The following is a 19,416-nucleotide window of genomic DNA, read 5'->3' as shown; positions in this document are numbered from 1 at the left end:
CCTGCACGTCTGGACGGCGGTCCCGGGCCACGGCCCGACGGGACGGGACCGCACTGACGAGGAGGGGGGCGACCGGACACCGGTCGCCCCCCTTCCGTCAGACACCGGCCGGTGACGCACGAAGGCACGGCCCGAGAGGGGACGAGAGCACCAGGTGACGCAGACCGTGCAACCGAGCACCCTGGCTGACGAGCCGGCGCCTCCGGTCGACCACCACGTCCGTCGCCTCGCCGAGGGCACCGAACTGCTCGGGGCGTACGCCGACTCCGGGTACCAGGAGCCCAGGTACATCGCGTGCCGCGCCGACGGCCAGGTCATGCAGCTGCCCGAGCTCCTGTACCGGGTGGCGGAGTCCCTGGACGGGCACACCGTCGGGCAGGTCGCAGCCGACCTGAGCGCGCGGCTGGGCCGGGAGCTCACCGCCGAGCAGGTCCTGTACCTCGTCGACGAGCGCCTCCGCCCCGTCGGGCTCGTCGCCCCGGAGCCCACTGGGGCCGGCAACGAGGGCGCGGCTCCCCCTCCGGTGCGTGCCGACCCGCTGCTGGGGCTGCGGTACCGCGTGGACCTCGTCCCGGAACGGATCGCCCGGCGCATCGCCGTGCTGTTCCGCCCCCTCTTCCTGCGTCCGGTGTGGATGGCGGCGGTGGCCGCGTTCGTGGCCGTCGACGTCGCGATCCTCGCCCAGGGCGACCTCGTGGGCCGGCTCACGGCGAGCGTGACGCAGTTCGTCCACCACCCCGGCCTCACCCTCCTGCTGCTCGCGCTCGTCCTCCTCTCCGGGGGGTTCCATGAGTGCGGCCACACCGCTGCCTGCCGGTTCGGCGGCGCGCGCCCGGGCGCCATGGGGGTCGGGATCTACCTGGTCTGGCCGGCCTTCTACAGCACGGTCACCGACTCCTACCGCCTCAGCCGGGTCGGGCGCCTGCGCACCGACCTGGGCGGCGTCTACTTCAACGCCATCGTCATGACCGCGGTGGGCCTGGCCTACCTCGGCACCGGGCAGGCCTGGTTGCTGCTGGCGGTCTTCGCCATGCACCTGGAGACGACCCGCCAGTTCCTGCCCCTGCTCCGGTTCGACGGCTACTACATGCTCGCCGACCTCGTCGGGGTGCCGGACCTGTTCGGCTACGTCGGGCCGGTGCTCAAGAGCCTGGTGCCCGGCCGGCCGGCGGACCCGCGGTTGAAGGCGCTGCGGCCCCGGGCGCGCCGGCTGATCGTCCTGTGGGTGGCGGTCGCCGTCCCGGTGCTCGCGTACTACCTGGTCGTCCTCCTCCTCGTCCTCCCCCGGGTGCTCCCGGTGGTGTGGCAGGCCGCGCTCGCGTACGGCGACGAGATGCAGCGCGCCCTGGGTCAGGGGGACCTCCCCAGGGTCGTCCTGAGCGTGTTCCAGCTGGTCCTGTTCCTCGTGCCCTGGGTGGGCATGGTCCTGATCCTCGGCATGTTCTGGACACTCCTGCGCGGCATCGTCGTGTCCTGGGGGTGGACGTGGGCTGCACCCGGCCGGTGGACGGCGGCTCGCCGCTGGGCCGTGCCCGTGGGGCTCGGCCTGCTCGGGGCAGCGCTGGTCCTGCGCGTGACCGCGGTGGCCCTGTCGGCGCCGCTGTCCCCGGCCGAGGCCCGGATCAGTGCCAGCGCGGCGGGTGCGCTGGACGTGGGGCGCGCGGCCGCGTCGGACGTGGGCCCGGGCGAGGCGGTCGTGCGGGACCAGCTGGCCGCCTACGCCGGACTGACCGGTGCCTTCGACCGGCACCCCGACGTCCTCAGCGGCGGCCGCGAGCTGGCCGTCCTGTCCGTCCTCGTCCTGGTCACCTGCCTGCTGCTGGTCTCCGTCGTCCACCACTGGCGGCCCGTGGCCGTCGCCGTCCCGCTGGCGGCGGTGACCGCCATGGGCCCGGCCGTGACCACCCTGGCCACCCTGGGGCCGGCCGTGGTCGGGGCCGCCTGGGTGGCCGCGGGCGGCACCGCCCTGGCGCTGGCCGCTCGCGACCGGGACGACGACCGCGACGGGCGGGTGCAGCTCCTGCACCGGCTCCTGGGCGGGGTGGGCGCGGTGGCGGTGGCGGTGGGCATCGCGACGGCACCGTTGCTGGGCATCCCCCTGTCCGTGGCCGCCGTCCTGGTGGTGGTCCGCCGGGGAGCGGGTCCGGCGCCCGTGCGCTGGTGGACGCCGCTGGCCGTCGCGGCGTTCGGGGTTACCGTCCTGACCGCACTGGTCGCCCCGGTGCTGCTGCGCACGCGCGCAGGGACCGTGCTCTCCCTCCCCGAGCAGCAGGTGCTCGTGGTCGCCGCGCTGCTCGTCGTCGCCGCGGTGGCGACCATGCGCGAGCTGCGGTGGGCGGCGGTGGTGCTGGGGTCGCTGGTCGTGGTGGCGCTCCTCCCGGCGCGGGGTGCCGTGGCGGTCCTCCCGCTGGCCGTCTGTGCCGCGGCCGTGCTCGCCGCCCTGGCCGTCCACGCGCTGGTACGGCGGCGCGCGGCGGAGCGTCCGCACCCGCTGGTGCGGACGGCTCTCGTGGCGCCTGCCTTCCTCCTGGTGCTCGTCGGCGCGCTCTTCGTGCCCGCGGCCTCCCCACAGGCCGCGGAGCAGTACCTGACCAGCCGGTCGACGGTGGCGTCGGCCTCCGACCCCGAGGTGCCGGTGCTGCGGGCGGAGGTGCTGGCCGAGGTGCCGCACGACCCGGCGGCCTTCACCCAGGGTCTGGAGCTGGACGGCGACGTGCTCTACGAGGGCACGGGCCTCGAGGGCCGGTCCGAGCTGCGCGAGCTCGATCCGGAGACCGGCGAGGTGCTGCGGGCCGTCCCGCTGCCCGGGCAGGTGTTCGGCGAGGGCGTCACGGTGGCGGGGGACAGCGTCTGGCAGCTCACCTGGCGCGACGGCGTGGTGCTCGAGTGGGACCGCGCCACCCTCACGCTGCGTCGGCAGCTGCCGCTGGTCGGTGAGGGATGGGGACTGTGCGCCGACGGCGCGCGGCTGGTGCGCAGCGACGGCAGTGACCGGCTGTACTTCCACGACCCGGACACCTTCGCCGAGACGGGCAGTGTCGCCGTGACACTGCGGGGGACCCCGGTGACCCGGCTCAACGAGCTCGAGTGCATCGGTGGTGAGGTGTGGGCCAACGTGTGGCAGACCGACGAGCTGGTCCGCATCGACCCGGACACCGGAGCGGTGACCGCGGTGGTCAACGCGGCCGGCCTGCTGGACCCGCAGCGACGCACCGACCCCGATGCCGTGCTCAACGGGATGGCGGCGCTCGGGGACGACGAGTACCTGCTCACCGGCAAGCTCTGGCCGGTCTCCTTCCGGGTCCGGCTCACCCCCATGTGACCGCGGGATCGTCACCTGACCGACTGGAGGTGGAGCGTGTGATCTCCGACCCCGGGTGCCTGCCGTACCGCCGGCGGCCGCGGGGACGCCGCGTCGCGCCGCCCTGCTCCGGCGCCCTCGCCGGGGTGCTGCTGCTCGTCCTGCTGACCGCCTGCTCGGGCTCCGCCGACTCCGGCAACTCCCGGGCGTCCACCGGTGCGGCCGCCTCCGGGGGTTCCGGCTCTCCCGGGTCTGCCGACGCCTCTGGGTCTGCCGGCGCCTCCGGTTCTCCTGGCGCCTCCGGTTCTCCTGGCGCGCCGGGCTCTCCCGGGGCGAGTGCCTCGGCCGCAGCCACCGCGACCGCCTCGGCCGGATCCTCCTCGGTGAGCCGCGTGTCCTGCTCCGGCAACACGTGCTCCGTGACGCTGGCGGGCAGCGGTTCGAGCGCGACCGTGCTCGGGACGACGATCTCCTACCTCGGGGTGCAGGACGGCCGGGCACGCCTGCGCGTGGGGGAGGTGGACGTCTCCTGTGCGCCCGGGCAGCGCGTCTCGTCGGGCCCGCTGGACCTCGAGTGCCGGACCGTCGGCAGCGACAGCGTGGACTTCACCGCCTCGCTCCGCTGAACGGGACGGGGGAGCAGGTCACCCGGTGAGGTCGAGGACGGTCAGCGTGCCGCTGTCGAGGTCGCTGACGTACCCCTTGCGGCCGTCGGGGAGCACGGTGACCGACGTCGGCGACATCCCGGTCGGGATGGTCGCGGTGACGCTGAAGTCCTCGGCGCTCACGACCGACAGCGTGCTGTCGCGGACGTTGGTGACGTAGGCGAAGCGGCCGTCGACCGACCAGGTGACGTCCTGCGGCCCCTCGCCGACCGGGACGGTGGCCACGACCTCGTCGCGGTCGGTGTCGATCACCGAGACCGAGGCCGCGTCGAAGTTGACGGTGGCCACCAGCGGCCGGGACCGGTGCACGGCCACGCTGTGCGGGCTGGTCCCGACCGGCACCTCGTCGACGACGGTGTCGGTTGCCGTGTCCACGACCGCGACGACGTTCGAGTCGTGGTCGGCGACGTAGGCGCGCGCGCCGTCGGGCGTCAGCTCCACCCAGTGCGGGTTGGGCGGGACGTCGACCTCGGCGACCAGCGACGCCGTCCGCGTGTCGACGACCGAGAGGACGGCGGAGTCGTGGTTGGGGACGTACAGCTCGGCCCCGTCCGGGCTGACCGCCGACACGTACGGGCGGCTGCGCATCGGAACGGTGGCCACGACCTCGCCGGTGATCGTGTCCAGCACGCTGACCGCCGCAACGGTCCGGTCGTCGTCCCAGACGCTCACGTAGGCGCGGGTGCCGTCCGGCGAGAGGGTCAGGTACTGCGGCGGGCCGGACGGGACGTCGATGGTCGTGACCACCCGGTCGACCGCGGTGTCGACCACCGCGATGGTCCCGGCCGCGCGCTGGGCGACGTAGAGCCGGCGGCCGTCGGGCGAGGCGACGGCGTAGCCCGGCGTCTCACCGACCGGGACGGTGCCGGCCGTCGACGGCACCGACGCGCTCGCTGCCACCGGGGCGAAGGCGGCCGGCTCCGGGAGCGTGACCCCGGCCGTGTCCGAGGCCGTCGGAGTCGCGCCGGCGTCGTCCCGACCGCTCGCCGCGTCGCGGCCCGTCATCAGCACCGCGATCCCGAGCAGGCTCACCAGGACCAGGACCACGACCGCCAGCAGGGCGGGTGGCCCCTTCGGCTCCTCCGCCGGTCCCGCCTCCGCCTTCGACGCCGGCGAGGCGGGGTCCGCACCGGTGGGGGTGGTCCCTCCTCCCGGGAGGCCGGACGTCGTGGCGCCGGCCGTGGGGTACGGCGCAGCCGACGGGGACGGAGGGCCCGGCTCGGCCGGCGGGGTCCCGGGTCCCGGTGCCGCGGGCGCGGCCTCGACCGGCGACGACCCCGCCGGCGACGACCCCACCGGCGAGGAGCCCGCCACCACCGGCCGGCTGCGCTGCGCGGCCGGAGCAGCGACGGTGGCCGTGCGGGTCTCCTCCGGGCGCGCAGCGAGGATCCCGGTGGGCCCCTCCGGGCCCGTCCCGGCCCGGCGTCGGGCGAGGACGGCGGCCCCGAGCGCCACGGCGTGTCTCGGGTGGGCGGCCACGACGGCGGGGCAGCCGAACTCCTGGGACACCATCTCGGCGATCAGCGGGATCTGCGCGGAGCCGCCGGTCAGCAGCACCGCGGAGAGCCTGTCCGGCGTCACGTCCGCCGTCCGCAGCGTCCGGCCCAGAGCATGGAGCGTGGACTCCACCGGGACCCGGATCAGGCCCTCGAACTCCTCGCGGGTGAGCCGGACCTGCAGGTGCTGGCCGGGGAGGAACACGGGGATGGTCGCCTCCGTGTCGAACGAGAGGGCCTCCTTCGCATCGGTGCAGTCCTGGCGCAACCGGGCCAGGGCCACGCGGGTCCGGGCGTCGCTCAGGTCGAGCCGGTGCAGGACCCCGCCGGCGACGGCGTCCACGTACCCGAGGACGGCGTCGTCGAAGTCGCGGCCGCCGAGGCGTTCGATGCCGTCCGGGACCCCCAGCACCTCGGTCCCGTCCGGTGTGTGGCGCAGGACGGTCGCATCGAAGGTGCCCCCGCCGAGGTCGTAGACGGCGAGGATCCCGCCGTCCTCGGGGGGGCGGTTGGTCCCGTGGTACGCCGCGGCGGCCTCCGGCTCGGTGGCGGTCGAGTACCGGGTCAGGTCGGCGGCGGCGGCGACGTCGGCCAGGGCCCGGCACTGCAGCGGCCCCCAGTGGGCGGGGTGGGTGAGCACGACGGTGTCGGGTCCACCCTTGGAGACCTCGACGGCCCGGGCGAGCACGTCGCGCAGCAGCGCGCCCAGGAGCGTGGTCACCGGGAACGACACGCCGCCGAGCACCACCGGTGTCGGGTCCCCGAGGCGGCGTTTGAGGTCGCGGGCGACCCGGTCCGGGTCACTGACGGCCCGGCGGGCGGCGGCGTCCCCACTGGCGATCGAGCCGTCCTCGCCGACGCGCACCGCGGCGTGCGCCACCGCCGACGTGTCCCCCAGGGGGACTGTCTCGAGGCGGTCGTCGTCCGCTACGGCGGCGGCGACGAACGTCGTCCCGAGGTCGATCCCGAGGCTGTGACCCACCGGACTCCCTCCTGCGGGGGCGGGTGCCCCTGAGAGGGCCCAGACCCTAGCGACAGACCACGGCCCCTCGGCACCGGGAAGCCCTGCCGGCCAGGAGAACGTGCCGACAACGACGTCGTGTATCGACGTCGACCCATACGCAGGTATGAGGTCACGCTCTCCCGACGGTGCGCGAGAATCGTCCGAGTCCCATTCTCGGGGCCAGCCCTAGACCGTGTCGCGGCAGATTGACCAGGAATTTCCAGCACGAGAAGTGCAGGTCCGACCCCGCACAGTGAACTCGAGGCTCCGGTGGTCGATCGGCCGAATGCGTGTCGGAACGCGCCGCCGGTCCCCTGAGTCGGTCCGCGCACTGCGCGAGCTCGTCCCTTCACCGAAGCGTGACTTGCCGATTGCCATACCGCCTGAGAATGTCGGTCCACCGAAGCGGGGACGGGGGACCGAAATGGCGGGAGAACGCCCGTCGTTGATTTCTGCGCTCCTGCACGGAGCGTTTCCCGCGCCCGCGGCAATCGTCGAGACCGGCCACCAGGAGGCGCTCGTGTTCGAGGATCAGTACGTGGAACTGCTGCCGGCGCGCACCACCATGCAGTCCCTCGGTCTCGGAGGACTCGGCGGGGACGGTGGAGCGGGCGGACAGGCGGTCGCCACCGCCATCTCCGGCACCGTGCTGGTCCTCAACAACTCCACCGTCGACACGCTGACCATCGTCACCATGGGGACCGGCGCCGTGACGGCCGACGCATCAGGCGGCGACGGAGGCACCGGGGGCACGGGTGGTGCGGGAGTCGGCGTCGAGCCGGCTGCACCGGAGACTCTCTCCGGTGGGGAGGTCGTCGTGGTGCCCGCCGGTGCGCAGGTCGTCCTGGTTCCCGCCGGTGAGGAGGTGGCGCCGGTCGTCTCCGGCGCCGAGGTGGCGCCGGTGACCGAGGGCTTGGAGGTCGCCCCGGTGACCGAGGGCGCCGAGGTGGCGCCGGTGACCGAGGGCGCTGAGGTGGCGCCGACCGTCTCCGGCGAGGAGGCCGCTCCCGTGGCTGTCGGTGCCGAGGTCGCCCCTGTGGCTACCGGTGCCGAGGTCGTCCCGGTCGCCTCCGGCGGTGAGACCGCGTCCGTCGCCACCGGTGCGGGGGCCGTCCCGGCGGTCTCCGGTGCCGAGGCCGCGCCGGTCGTGTCCGGCGAGGAGGCCATCCCGGCGGTCGCCGGCGGGGAGGTCGCCCCCGCGGTCTCCGGTGCCGAGGCCACGCCGGTCGGCCCGGGTGAGGAGGTCGCCCCCGCAGCCACCGGTGCCGAGGCTGCCTCCGCGGCCACCCCTGTCGAGGCGGCTCCGGTCGTTCCCGGCGAGGAGGTCACGCCGGTGGCCACCGGACCGGAGCCCGGTGATGGTGACGCCGGCGGTCACGGGCACGGGGGCAGCTCGGAGGGACACGGCGCAGCCTGGGGTGGCTCTGGGTGGAGGCCCTGCCGCTGACGAAGCGGACTGGGCCGACGCCGTCTCCGGCTGCTGTGGCGTGTGCCGTGCCGGGTGCCGACCTGGGGTCGTCTCGAAGAGGTCGAGACGACCCCAGGTCGACAAGAGGCGTCTGTCAGGCAGCCGCGGCGGGGCGGAAGTCGTGCCGCGGGACGTCGGGGCGCGGGAAGGCCGGGCGCAGGGCCAAGGGGGCGCGGAACGGCCGCCAGGTGCCCTCGGGCTGCGCGAGCCGGTCGGCGACCGCGTAGATGACCGCCGGGTTGTGGCCCATGCCCAGGTGGCTGGCGTAGACGGCGATGTTCTCCGCCTGCGGCCCCAGCCGGTCGAGGCAGGCCTGCCAGGCGACGATCCCGTCGTGCTGGGAGTAGATCGACGTCGACGGCATCTGCAGCGGCGCGCACTCGCTCTCCAGCGGCAGCGTGCGCTTCTCCACGTGCAGGTGGGAGTAGCGCTCGAACGCCTTGTGGGCGCGGGTCTGGCTGTCCGACTGCAGGCCGAAGGGACTGCCGAGGGTGATGACCTGGCGCACCGCGTCGGGCGCCTTCCGCGCCAGGTCGCGGGCGAAGATGCCGCCCAGGCTCTGCCCGATGAGGCTGATCGGCCGGCCGTAGCGGTCGCTGAGGTCCTCGATCCGCTGGGCCATGCCCTCGACGCACTGGGCGGTCGGGCCGATGTTGCGGCCCAGGCGCCAGCCGTGCACCCGATAGCCGAGCCGCCGCAGCACGCGGCGCAGCGTCACCGTGGACCTGTCGTCGGCCATCAGACCGGGGAGCACCAGCACCGGGTGCCCGTCACCGGCCGGGAGGCGGGGCAGCAGCGGCCGGGCCGCGAGATAGAGGCCGTAGTCGGCGAATGCCCTGCTCACCTCGGTGACGTACAGGGGCAGACCCGGACCCTGGAACTGCTGTCGTGCCACGTTCGTCCTCCTCGCTCGCGGCGGGGCCTCTGCCTGACCCGTGACCGCCGACCGGCTGGATACCACTCTGGAGCTCCGGTCACACCTGACTGCGGCGGCGCGCTGTGCCAGATGTGGTGCAGACCACAGCCGTCGCAGGGGTCCCAGGGGCACCGCGAGCGGGCTCCCGGGGGCCGTGGAACCGTACGGACGGCGGCACGACGGGCGCCGTCCGGACGGCAGGAGGGACCGCGGGGTGGACGTGGACGAGGCACAGACACCGGGGACGAGCAGGACCCTCGACCTGGGGGGCCCGGTGCACGTCGTCGACTACGGCGGTGCCGACGGCGGCCCGGCGGTCGTCCTGGTGCACGGCCTCGGCGGCTCGCACGGCAACTGGGACCTCCTCGCGCCGCTGCTGACGCCGACGTGCCGGGTGTGGGCGGTCGACCTGCCCGGGTTCGGCCGCAGCGAGCCGGGGGAGCGCCGCGCCACCGTGCCGGCGAACGTCGAGGTCGTGCAGCGGTTTCTGCGCGAGGTCGTGGGCGAGCCGGTGGTCCTGGTCGGCAACTCGATGGGCGGGATGATCTCGCTGTTCACCGCCGCGGCCGCACCCGACCTGGTGCACGGCCTGGTCCTGCTGGATCCGGCGCTCCCCGGTGGCCGGCGCCGGCTGGACCCGCTCGTCGCGGCCACCTTCGCGCTCTACGCGCTGCCCGGGCTGGGGGAGCGGTTCCTCGCGCTGCGGCGGGCGCGCTCGACGCCGCTGACCCGCGTGCGGGCGATGCTCGAGCTGGTCGGCGTCGACCCCGACGAGCTGCCCGCCCCGGTGGTCGACCGTGCGGTGACCCTGCTCGAGCAGCGCGAGGACGTCGCCGGGATGGACCGCGCGTTCCTCACCGCCGCTCGCTCGCTGCTGCGGATCCTCCTCGACCCGCGCCGGTACCGGTCGGCCATGGACCGGGTGGCCGCGCCGGTGCTGCTGGTGCACGGCGACCGCGACCGGCTGGTCCCCGTCAGCGCGGCGCGCGAGGTCGCGCAGGCGCGCCCCGCCTGGCGCTACGAGGAGCTGTCGGCGGTCGGGCACGTGCCGCAACTGCAGGTGCCCGACCGCCTGGCCGCTCTGGTGCTCTCCTGGATGAGGGAGAGCGTCAGCGGGCGCGCAGCTCGGTCTTGAGCACCTTGCCGCTGGGCCCCTTCGGCAGCTCGTCGATCACCACGACGTCGCGCGGGTACTTGTAGGCCGCGAGCCGCTCCTTGCAGAAGTCGATGACCTCGGCCGGCTCGGCCGAGGCGCCGGGGCGCAGGCTGACGTAGGCGACGACCTCCTCGCCGAGCCGCTCGTCGGGCCGGCCGATGACGGCGGCCTCGAGCACCGCCGGGTGGGCGTGCAGGACCTCCTCGATCTCCCGCGGGTAGACGTTGAAGCCGCCGCGGATGACCAGGTCCTTCTTCCGGTCGACGATGTAAAAGAACCCGTCCTCGTCCTGGTAGCCGAGGTCGCCGGTGTGGAACCAGCCGCCCTTCATCGCCTCGGCGGTGGCCTCGGGCCGGCCGAGGTAGCCCTTCATGAGGTTGTGCCCGCGCAGCACGATCTCGCCGACGTTGTCCGGGCCGTACGGCAGCTCGCGGTCGTCGGTGTCGACCACGCGCACCTCGCAGCCCCAGAGGCGCTTGCCGATCGACATGACCCGGCGCTCCTCGGCGCTGCGGTTGAACGTGGCCACCGCGCAGGTCTCCGACAGCCCGTAGCCCTCGAGGACCGTCGCGTCGTACGCGGCCTCGAAGCCCTTGATCACCTCGCCGGGGATCGAGGCGCCGCCGGACACGCAGATCCGCAGCGAGGAGACGTCGCGGCCGGTCAGGTCGGCGTGCATGAGCGCCACGAACATCGTCGGGACGCCGCAGAAGACCGTGACCCTGTGCTGCTCCATGGCGTCGAGGACCGCGCCGACGTCGAAGCGGGGCACCAGCACCAGGGTCGCCCCCGCGCGGACGGCGCAGTTCATGACGCTGGACAGGCCGAAGACGTGGAACAGCGGCAGCACCGCCATGGCGACGTCGTCGTCCTGGTACCGGAAGGTCTCGGCCGCGACGGAGGCCGCCATGTAGGCCTGGAAGTGGGTGAGCTCGGCGCCCTTCGGCTTGCCGGTCGTGCCGCTGGTGTAGATGACCACCGCGGTGTCCTCCGACGACATCTGCTCGACCTCGGAGGGGTCGGCGCCCTGTCCGGCGGCGAGCAGCGCGTCGAACGGCGTGGTGTCCGGCGGCGCCTCCGGGCCGCCGGGCGAGGGCACCACGTACACCCGCACGTCGCCGGCGCCGGCGGCACCCTTGACCGCCTCCTCGGCGAAGGCGTCGAAGGTGATCAGGACGCGCGCGCCGCTGTCGGACAGGTGGTAGCTCACCTCGGGCGCCTTGAGTAGCGGGTTGAGCGGCACCAGGGTCATGCCGGCCTTGAGCGCGCCGAAGTAGGCGAGCACGAACTGCGGCACGTTGGGCAGCTGCAGGGCCACGCTGTCGCCACGCTGCAGCCCCGCCTCCCGCAGACCGGCCGCGACCTGCCCCGACAGCTGGTCGACCTGGCCGTAGGTCAGGGTGAGCGGGCCGAGCCGGAGCATCGGCTTGTCGGGGTGTGCGGAGGCGGACTCACGCAGGATGGTGGCGAGGTTGAAGCTCATGGCCGCTCCCTGGGCTCGGCTGTGACGCGGGTAACAACCCGGCAGTACCGCACCGGGGACCCGCTACACCTCACCGGCGGCCCAGTGCGACCACCTCGTCCAGGCCGGCCTGCAGGTCGGCCACCAGGCCTGCCGGGTCGGTGACCGCGGCGGCGTCGAGGTTGACGCCGATGCAGCACGTGTCCTCGTGCGAGAGCAGCGTGACCATCGCCGCGCACCCGGGCAGCGGCCCGAACGGGAACATCCGCAGGATCCGCGACCCGGCGATCCAGACCGGGTGCGTCACGCCGGGCATGTTGCTCACCTGGACGTCGTTCGCGCCGGTCAGCCGGCCCGAGACCGCCCCGACGACGGAGGCGGGGATCCAGTGCAGCGCCGGGCCGAGCAGGTCGTCGGTGACGCCGCTGGTGCTGGTCTCGCGCGCCGACAGGACGAACTCGCGGATGGTGGACACCCGCGCCGCCGCGTCCGCCTCGTCCAGCGGCGCGGTGAACCGGGCGCCGGTGAAGCGGTTGCCGCCCTGGGCGTCGTCGCGGGCGCGCAGGCTGATCGGGATGCCGATGGTCATCGTCCCCAGCGGCGCGCCGGAGCGCTCGTGGTACCGGCGGAAACCGCCGAGCACCGCGGCGAGGAAGCCGTCGTTGAGGCTCCCGCCGGCCGCCTTGGAACCCGCCTTGAGGTCGGCGAGGGGCACCTCGAGCACCTCGAAGCGCCAGTCCCCGCCGCGGGGCGCCAGCAGCGGCGAGCTCCCGCGCGGCGGCGCGAGGGTCTTCGTGGCCGCACGGGCGGCGTCGAGCGCCTGCGCCGCCACCTCACGCGGGTGGCGGAGGGCGCCCAGCGCCTCCACGCCGCGGCGCAGCGCCGCCAGGGGCACCGACCGCGCCGTCCCCACGAGCTGCTCGGTGAGCGCGCCCACGCGGGAGACCTCCCCGGGCACGGGGGCCGGCGGCTCGGGGCGGGCGGGGTCGGTCTCGGGTCCGCGGCGGTGCAGGAGGCCCATGAGCTGGACAGCGCCCAGCCCGTCGGTGGTGCTGTGGTGGGTCTTGACGACGTAAGCGGCGCGCCCGTCGGCCAGCCCCTCGACGAGCATGACCTCCCACAGCGGCCGGTCGCGGTCGAGCAGGGCGGAGGAGAACTCCCCGACGATGGCGAGCAGCTGGCGCATCGACCCGGGCTCCTCCAGCCGGACGCGGTGCACGTGCCGGTCCAGGTCGAGGTCCTCGATGGTCACCCAGCGCGGCGCGCCGACGCCGAGCGCGGGCTCGACCACCCGCTGGCGCATCCGCGGCACCATCCGCGAGGCCCACTCGTGCGCGCCGCGGAAGCGGTCCCAACCGGGCGCGGTCTCCAGGATCTCGAGCAGCGTGACGTTGGCCCGCAGCCGCGGGTCGGCGGCCTCGGCGCGCCACATCGCCGTCTCGATGGGGTTCATCTCCGGAGAGGTGCCCCAGTCCAGCGGTGCGGCCGGGACCGCGGGGGCGGGCACGCCGTCGTCAGCGGTCGGCGACTCGGCGACGACCGGGCGCTGCGTGCGGCCCGACCAGTTGGCCAGGGTGGCGAGGAAGGAGTCGCGGACGTCGGTCACGTGCCGGTCGACGTCCTCGGCGCGCCAGCCCGTCGTCGGCACCGGCGGGAGCACCCTCACCTGCACGGTGCCGGCGGTGACCACCGTGGCGCCGCGCCACATCAGCTCGCCGGCGTTGCGGATGACCACCGGCACGATCGGCACGCCGGCCTGCATCGCGACGTGGAAGGCACCCTTCTTGAACGGGCCGAGGGTCGGGGTGGCCGAGCGGGTGCCCTCGGGGGCGATGACCAGCGAGATGCCCTCCTGCAGCCGCTGGACGGCCGGCTCGAGGGCGCGGCGGGCCTGCGCCGGGTCGCTGCGGTCCACGAAAGCGACGTCGGCCAGCCGGAACGCCAGCCCGAACCCCGGCGTCCTGGCCAGCTCCTTCTTGGCCACGCCGGTGAACCCGCCGCGCAGCAGCTTGGCGAGGATCAGGACGTCGAGCTGGCTCTGGTGGTTGAACAGGAAGACCGCCGGCCGGGTGGCCAGGTGCTCGGCGCCCTGGACGTCGAGCCGGACGCCGGCCAGCGCGCTGCCGAGTTCACCCGCGAGGGTCAGGCCGAGGTCGACCGCCTCCCGCCGCGAGCCGCCCAGCGCGCCGACCGCCAGGCCGGTGGTGAAGCCGCCGAACATGCCGCCGATGCCGGCGACGGTGCGGGCGAGGTCGGCGGCCCCGGTGCGGCCGCGCCGCCGGAACCGGGCGACCGGCCACGAGTAGTGCCGGGCCGCGGCGGTCAGCCCCCGGCCCGGGTTGAGCGCGCGGGCGCGACCCACGGTGCGCAGGAAGGGGACGTCCTCGTCGCCGTTGGAGTAGGCGTAGCTCTGCAGCAGGTCGATGCCGTGCTCCTCGGCGAAGGCGCGCACGGCCGCGGCCTTGCCCGCCCGCCACAGCAGGGGGCCGCCGGGGCGCCCGGTGCAGACGCCGTCGACGATCTCGACGGGGGAGACCAGCACGTGCTCCACGCCGAGGGCGCGGGCGGCGGGCTCCACCTGGAACCGGGTGGCCGAGGAGGCCAGGACGACCGTGTGCCCGGCCTGCAGGTGGGCCGTCACCAGCCGCCAGGCCTCGGGGTACAGCGACCCGGCGATGCCCTGGACGAACAGCCGCTCGCCGAGCTCGGCCAGCTCGTCCTCGCTGCGGCCGGCCCAGGCGCGCATGCCCGAGACGGTGAACCGCTCGAAGTCGTCCTCGGTGGTGACCCCGCGCAGGCCGGTCAGCAGCAGCTGGCCCAGGTCGGTCGGCGTGACCTCCAGCGAGCGCAGGTGGTGGCGGGCGAAGGCGGCCAGCGAGTAGCCGTCGATCACCGTGCCGTCGAAGTCGAAGAACGCGCCCACCCGCCGGCCGGGCGGCGCCGCGTCGACGTCGGCGATCAGCTGCTCCTCGGTCCAGACGTTCGACCGGGCCATCGCGGCCGCCTGCTCGCGCAGTCCACCACCGGGCGGCGTCTCGGCCGTCACGGTTCCACCCCCACGTTCTCCCGCCGCGCCGCGGCGTCCAACTCGTCGATCACCACTACTCGGCCGACGACGTCCCTGACTCGAGCGGCCCACTCCTGCCGCCGCCGGGCCAGCTCCTCGCGGCCGGGGTCGACCAGGTCGAGGTTCGCGGCCAGCCGCAGCGCCCCGGAGAACAGCTCCCGGGACAGCGACTCCGGCCCGTGCAGCCGGCCCTGCAGCAGCATCTGCTGGCCGACCCCACTGCACTCGGCGAGGAACTCCGGCTCCGTCACCGGCGTGCGGGGGTCGCGGGCGGCGAGCCGCTCGGCGACGACGAGCTGCGCGTCGACGAAGGACCGCAGCACCCGGTGGGCCACCAGGAGGTCGGCCCGGCAGAGGACCTCGCGGCCGTCGGACGTCTCCCACTGTGGGTCCAGCCGCTCGAGCTCGGCCGCCAGCCGCTCTCGGTAGGAATCCCGCTCGGGGAAGAAGAACTCGAACTTCAACAGGTCGCGGAGGCGGTGTGCCTCCTCCCAGCGGTCGGCCGGGTCGCGGAGCATGACGAGTTCGGCGATCGCCCGGTCCACGAAGTGGTGGATGGCGTTGTTGCGGTAGAAGGCGGCCACCAGGTGCTGGCCGCGCTCGATGGCGTGGACCGGCTCCTCGCCGCCCTCGTAGACGGTCACCACGCCCTGCGCGGCCAGCGCGCCGAGCACCAAGCGCACACCGCGGGCGCTCCGCAGGGCCGCGCCGGAGTGCGGCAGGTCCCGCTCGGTGAGGTAGCGCAGCAGCGGCTCGAGCACCCGCTGCACCTGCGCCAGCGTCAGTGCCCGGTCCCGCACGCCGAGCAGCGCCGTGGTCACCAGCGCCGTCGCCGTCGCCGGGGTGACGGAGTTGATGCCCACGGCGACCTGGAAGGCCACCTTCTGCAAGGTGAGCCGGCGGGCGTCGGGGTCGGCCGGGTCGGCGCCGTTGCGCAGCGCGGTGGCCAGCGACAGCGGCGCGGCGAAGCCGACGTGCACCGTGCCCAGGGGGGTGCGCACCTGCTCGCGGATGTAGGACGCCATCCACGACAGGCCCTCGCCGCGCTTGGCCGCGCCGCCCTGCTCGGCGGCCATCCCGGAGACCTCGCGGAGCTGGTCGTAGGTGATCGAGACCGGGACGAGGTAGACGTCCTCCACGCGCTTGCGCTCCACGGCGTCGGCGACGAAGCGCAGCAGCCCGTGCCGCGGCGGGCGCAGCTTGCCGGTGCGGGAGCGGCCGCCCTCCATGTACCACTCCAGGTTGAACCGCTTGGCCAGCAGGAACGCCAGGTACTCCCGGACGGCGGTCTTGTAGACCTGGTCGTCGCCGAAGGTGCGGCGGATGAACACCAGGCCGGCCCGCTTGGCGATCGGCCCGACCGGCCAGAAGCGCAGGTTCTCCCCGCCGAGCACGTGGTTGCGCGGGAAGTCGTGCCGGGCGAGCACGTCGGCGAGCACCAGTGGGTCGACGTAGGAGCGGTGGCTGGGCAGGAACACCAGCGGGTGGGTGCGGTTGAGCTCGCGCAGGTCGGTGAGCCGCGCGGTGTCGGCCTGCACGTCCCAGGCGCGGGAGTGCACCGGCCGCAGCAGGCCGGTGAACACCTCGACGGCGGCCGGGTCCATGGCCGCGACCAGCTCGTCGAGGTCGGCGGCGGCCTCGGCGGCCACCTCCGCCTCGGGGGCCTCCAGCCGCTCGGCCAGCGCGGCGACCTCCGCGCGCCACTCGGGGCTGTAGCGGATCGCCTCGGCCACGTGCCGCGGCACCTTCGCCCGGTCGCCGACGACCTGCCGCTCGGCCCGGTCGAGTGCCAGCGCCGCCTGGTGGGCGACGAAGCCGGCCAGCGTGCCGGTGCCGTCCCAGCGCGCGGTCAGCTCGGCCACGGTGGCCGGCTCGGCCACCACCACGCGGGCCCGGTCGGGGTCACGGCGTACCGCGGCGGCCTGCAACGGGCGCGGCGGGCGCCGCTTGAGCGCGGGCCGGGCGGCCGACCACCGCTCCCGCCGGCGCCGCCGGCCGGTGCCCTGCCGGGTCACCTCGGACCCGCCGCCGGGCGCCCAGGCCACGCGGGTGGCGGTCACCACCGTGGCGGGGTCGGCGTCGGCCAGCGGGCGGGCCAGCGCGGAGCCCCTCAGCGGCAGGACCGTGCCGCCGGGCGGCAGGGCGCCGGCCACCAGCCGGCGCTCCACCTCGCTCGAGACGTCGACCAGCACGATGCGGGGGACGTCGGTGTCCGCTCCGGGGCTCATGCGCGTTCCTCTCAGGCACTCGTCGGCTCGTCGGCGCCGGGTCCGGCGAGGGGGAGCCCCTGCTGGTCACGGGCACGCGCCGCGGGGGACAGATCCTGCCCCCTCGCGGCGCGGCGCGGCGCCGGTGCCGGTCTCAGCGGTGGTCGAGGGTGGCGCGCAGCGCCTCGAGGCCGGTGTAGCGCGGCTGCCAGCCCAGCTCCCGCTTGGCCTTGGTGGTGTCCATGATCGCCGGGTGGCTGGCGGCCTCCACCCACTCGGCGACCGGCGGCAGGAACGGCAGCCGGGACACCGCGCGGGCGGCGAGCTGGGCCGGTGCGGCCGGCAGGGGCAGCGGGATGGCGCCGTACTCCCGGGCGACGTCGGCAGCGGTCAGGACGCCGTCGCCGGCGATGTTGTAGGCACCGGGCGGGCCGGCGGCGACGATGCACTGGACCAGCGCCTGGCCGACGTCGTCCTCGTGGATGAACTGCAGGGGCAGGGCGGGGACGAACGCCGGCACGGGGACCGGCAGCCGCCGGGTGCTCTGCTCGGCCAGCCGCCGCCCCAGCGGGGCCAGCGGGCCGGGCAGCACGTCCTTGGCGCCCACGGTGTGCGGACCGAGCACCACCGGCGGGCGCAGCAGGTACAGGTCGATCTCCGGGTGGGCCTGCGCCTCGGCCTGCAGCAGCTGCTCGAGCTCGGCCTTCTCCTGCGCGTAGAAGAGCTTCGCCGCCGGGCGCACCGGCCACTCCTCGGTCATGCCGACCGGGTTGTCCGGGTGGAACCCGTAGGCGGCGACGGAGGAGGCGTAGACGAAGCGGCGCGCTCCGGCGGCGGCCGCGGCCCGGAAGGCGTTGAGCGTGCCGTCGACGTTGATCGCGCGGGTCGTCTGCCGCGAGGCGTTGCCGGTGATCAGGAAGGCCAGGTGGACGACGACGTCGGCGCCGGCGAAGGCCTCGCGCAGCGCGTCGGCGTCGCGGACGTCGCCCCGCCGGTACTCCATCTTCGTCCAGCCGCGGGCGGCCGGGTCGAAGGGGCGGCGGGCGATGCCGACGACGCGGCCGATCCGCTCGTCGGCCTGCAGCAGCGGGACCAGGCCCTCGCCGAAGGTGCCGGTGGGGCCGGTGACGGCGACGGTCAGGTCAGCATCGGGAGCGGTCACCCCGGACCGCTACCCCCGGCCGCCGGACGTGAACCGGGTCACGCCCGGCGGCCGGAGGGTCACCGCGAGGCCGCGGCCGGCTGCTTTGCGGCGGCCAGCTCCCCGAGCTCGGCGATGCCGCGGCAGATGCCCGCAGACAGGACGTCGATGTCGGGGAAGGCGTCGAAGTCGGCGTTGATGCCGAAGGTCATCTCGTTGAGGTAGCTGAAGATCCCGATCGAGATCCGCGTGCCGCCGGCGATCGGCACGTAGGGGTGCGCCGACACCATGCGCTTGCCGAGCACGTACAGCGGCACCCGCGGGCCGGGCACGTTCGTCGTCACCGCCTGGCACCACATCTGCCCGGTCTGCATGGCCGCCCGGACGCCCATGGCCAGCAGGTTCGGCGCGACGTAGTCGCCCATGCTGATGATCGAGCGGGCGTCGACCGCCTGCATCGTCCGCTTGTACTCGTCCATCTGGCTGCGGATGGACGCCAGCCGGGCCAGCGGGTCGGGCTCCCCGACGGGCAGGTCGACGAAGACCGCGGTCACCCGGTTGTCCAGCGACCCGCGCTCGCCCTCCTTGCGCACCGAGATCGGCACCATGGTGCGCACGACCGTGTCGGCGCCGAGGGCGCCGCGGCCCGTGAGCAGCTCGCGGAACCCGCGGGTGATCGCGGTGAGGACGATGTCGTTGACCGTGCCGCCCAGCGCGGTCCGGGCGGTGCGCAGGTCCTCGAACTGGGCGTCCGACCACGCCCACCGGCGGTGCGGGCCGATCGGCCCGGTCAGCGTGCGGGCCAGGGGCGTGAGCGCCTGGCGGGCCAGCTGCGGGACCGTGTTGACCGCCGCCCGGGCACTGCCCACCAGGCCCTTCGCGCCGGTGGCGAGGGCGTCGGGGCTGTGCACGAGCTGGCGGAGGGGAGCGGTGGCGGTCTCGGTGAGCGCGCCGGCCACCATCGCCAGGCCCGACGGGGTGCGCTGCGGCGACCAGTCGGGCGGCGCCGTCTGCTCGGCGTTCGGGTCGAGGTCGAACATGATCTGCATCAGGTCGGTGCCGGCCACGCCGTCGACCATGCAGTGGTGGACCTTGGAGATGATCGCCCACCGGTCGTTCTCCAGGCCCTCGACCAGCCAGACCTCCCACAGCGGCTTGGCCATGTCCAGGCGCTGGCCGAGCACCCGCCCGGCGAGGTTGCGCAGCTGCTCGGGGCCGCCGGGCTTGGGCACCGCGGTGTGCCGCACGTGGTACAGGATCTGGAAGTGCGGGTCGTCGACCCACAGCGGGCGGCCCAGGTTCAACGGCACCTCGCGCACCCGCTGCCGGTAGCGCGGCACCTGCGGCAGCTTGCTCAGCAGCAGCCGCACCAGGTCGCCGTAGGACGGCGCCGGCCCCTCGAACACCGCCACCGAGCCCACGTGCAGCGGCGCGTTCTCGGTCTCCGCGTAGTAGAACCCGGCGTCGGTCGCACTCAGGCGGTCCACGGTCGCTCCTCTGCTCATCGATTCGGTGACGGCCGGTTCTGTATCCA

Annotated in this window: 11 protein-coding genes; 4 read left to right on the top strand and 7 right to left on the bottom strand. The window is 74.8% G+C overall.

The features are described from left to right. Positions 1–166: 166 nt before the first annotated feature. Positions 167–3,322, top strand: coding sequence for a glutaminyl-peptide cyclotransferase (locus BM414_RS31075; RefSeq protein WP_245784936.1), 3,156 nt, complete (start codon positions 167–169; stop codon positions 3,320–3,322). Between the two features lie 398 nt (positions 3,323–3,720). Beyond that, positions 3,721–3,927, top strand: a complete 207-nt coding sequence (locus tag BM414_RS23460) for a hypothetical protein (RefSeq protein WP_139246013.1) — start codon at positions 3,721–3,723, stop codon at positions 3,925–3,927. A gap of 18 nt (positions 3,928–3,945) precedes the next feature. On the opposite strand, the gene BM414_RS23455 is transcribed toward BM414_RS23460, so the two are convergent. Continuing rightward, positions 3,946–6,444, bottom strand: a complete 2,499-nt coding sequence (locus BM414_RS23455) for an Hsp70 family protein (protein ID WP_093583505.1) — start codon at positions 6,442–6,444, stop codon at positions 3,946–3,948. A 541-nt stretch (positions 6,445–6,985) separates the two neighbouring features. Here BM414_RS23455 and BM414_RS28685 point away from each other — a divergent pair. Continuing rightward, complete coding sequence (locus BM414_RS28685) at positions 6,986–7,912, top strand: hypothetical protein (protein ID WP_139246012.1); 927 nt, start codon at positions 6,986–6,988, stop codon at positions 7,910–7,912. A 115-nt stretch (positions 7,913–8,027) separates the two neighbouring features. On the opposite strand, the gene BM414_RS23445 is transcribed toward BM414_RS28685, so the two are convergent. Then, complete coding sequence (locus tag BM414_RS23445) at positions 8,028–8,828, bottom strand: esterase/lipase family protein (protein ID WP_093583503.1); 801 nt, start codon at positions 8,826–8,828, stop codon at positions 8,028–8,030. Positions 8,829–9,063: 235 nt separating this feature from the next. Between BM414_RS23445 and BM414_RS23440 the strand changes: the two genes are divergently transcribed. Further along, positions 9,064–9,984: an alpha/beta fold hydrolase gene (locus BM414_RS23440; RefSeq protein WP_245784935.1), complete on the top strand. Its 921-nt coding sequence runs from the start codon at positions 9,064–9,066 to the stop codon at positions 9,982–9,984. Here BM414_RS23440 and BM414_RS23435 read toward each other — a convergent pair. From BM414_RS23435 to BM414_RS23415, 5 genes are all read right to left on the bottom strand, one after another. Then, positions 9,959–11,488, bottom strand: a complete 1,530-nt coding sequence (locus tag BM414_RS23435; RefSeq protein WP_093583501.1) for a long-chain-fatty-acid--CoA ligase — start codon at positions 11,486–11,488, stop codon at positions 9,959–9,961. The genes BM414_RS23440 and BM414_RS23435 overlap by 26 nt on opposite strands. A gap of 70 nt (positions 11,489–11,558) precedes the next feature. After that, a complete protein-coding gene (locus BM414_RS23430; protein ID WP_093583499.1) occupies positions 11,559–14,513 on the bottom strand; it encodes an HAD-IB family hydrolase in 2,955 nt (984 codons plus the stop codon). Further along, a complete protein-coding gene (locus BM414_RS23425; protein WP_093583497.1) occupies positions 14,510–16,762 on the bottom strand; it encodes a glycerol-3-phosphate 1-O-acyltransferase in 2,253 nt (750 codons plus the stop codon). Before BM414_RS23425 ends, BM414_RS23430 begins: the two co-directional genes overlap by 4 nt. 133 nt (positions 16,763–16,895) lie before the next feature. Further along, the gene (locus BM414_RS23420; RefSeq protein ID WP_093583495.1) at positions 16,896–17,903 is read right to left on the bottom strand and encodes an NAD-dependent epimerase/dehydratase family protein; all 1,008 of its coding nucleotides are present in this window, start codon (positions 17,901–17,903) and stop codon (positions 16,896–16,898) included. Positions 17,904–17,962: 59 nt separating this feature from the next. After that, a complete protein-coding gene (locus BM414_RS23415; protein WP_093583493.1) occupies positions 17,963–19,369 on the bottom strand; it encodes a WS/DGAT/MGAT family O-acyltransferase in 1,407 nt (468 codons plus the stop codon). Positions 19,370–19,416 lie beyond the last annotated feature (47 nt).

The organism is Geodermatophilus amargosae (genome assembly GCF_900116515.1).
In the GTDB taxonomy this organism is placed as follows: Bacteria; Actinomycetota; Actinomycetes; order Mycobacteriales; family Geodermatophilaceae; genus Geodermatophilus; species Geodermatophilus amargosae.
This window is presented reverse-complemented; position numbering and strand designations above follow the sequence as displayed.

Excerpts from the sequence above, each read along its gene's own strand:
- BM414_RS23425 (WP_093583497.1), bottom strand. The coding sequence starts at position 16,762 with ATGAGCCCCGGAGCGGACACCGACGTCCCCCGCATCGTGCTGGTCGAC.
- BM414_RS23435 (WP_093583501.1), bottom strand. The coding sequence starts at position 11,488 with ATGAGCTTCAACCTCGCCACCATCCTGCGTGAGTCCGCCTCCGCACAC.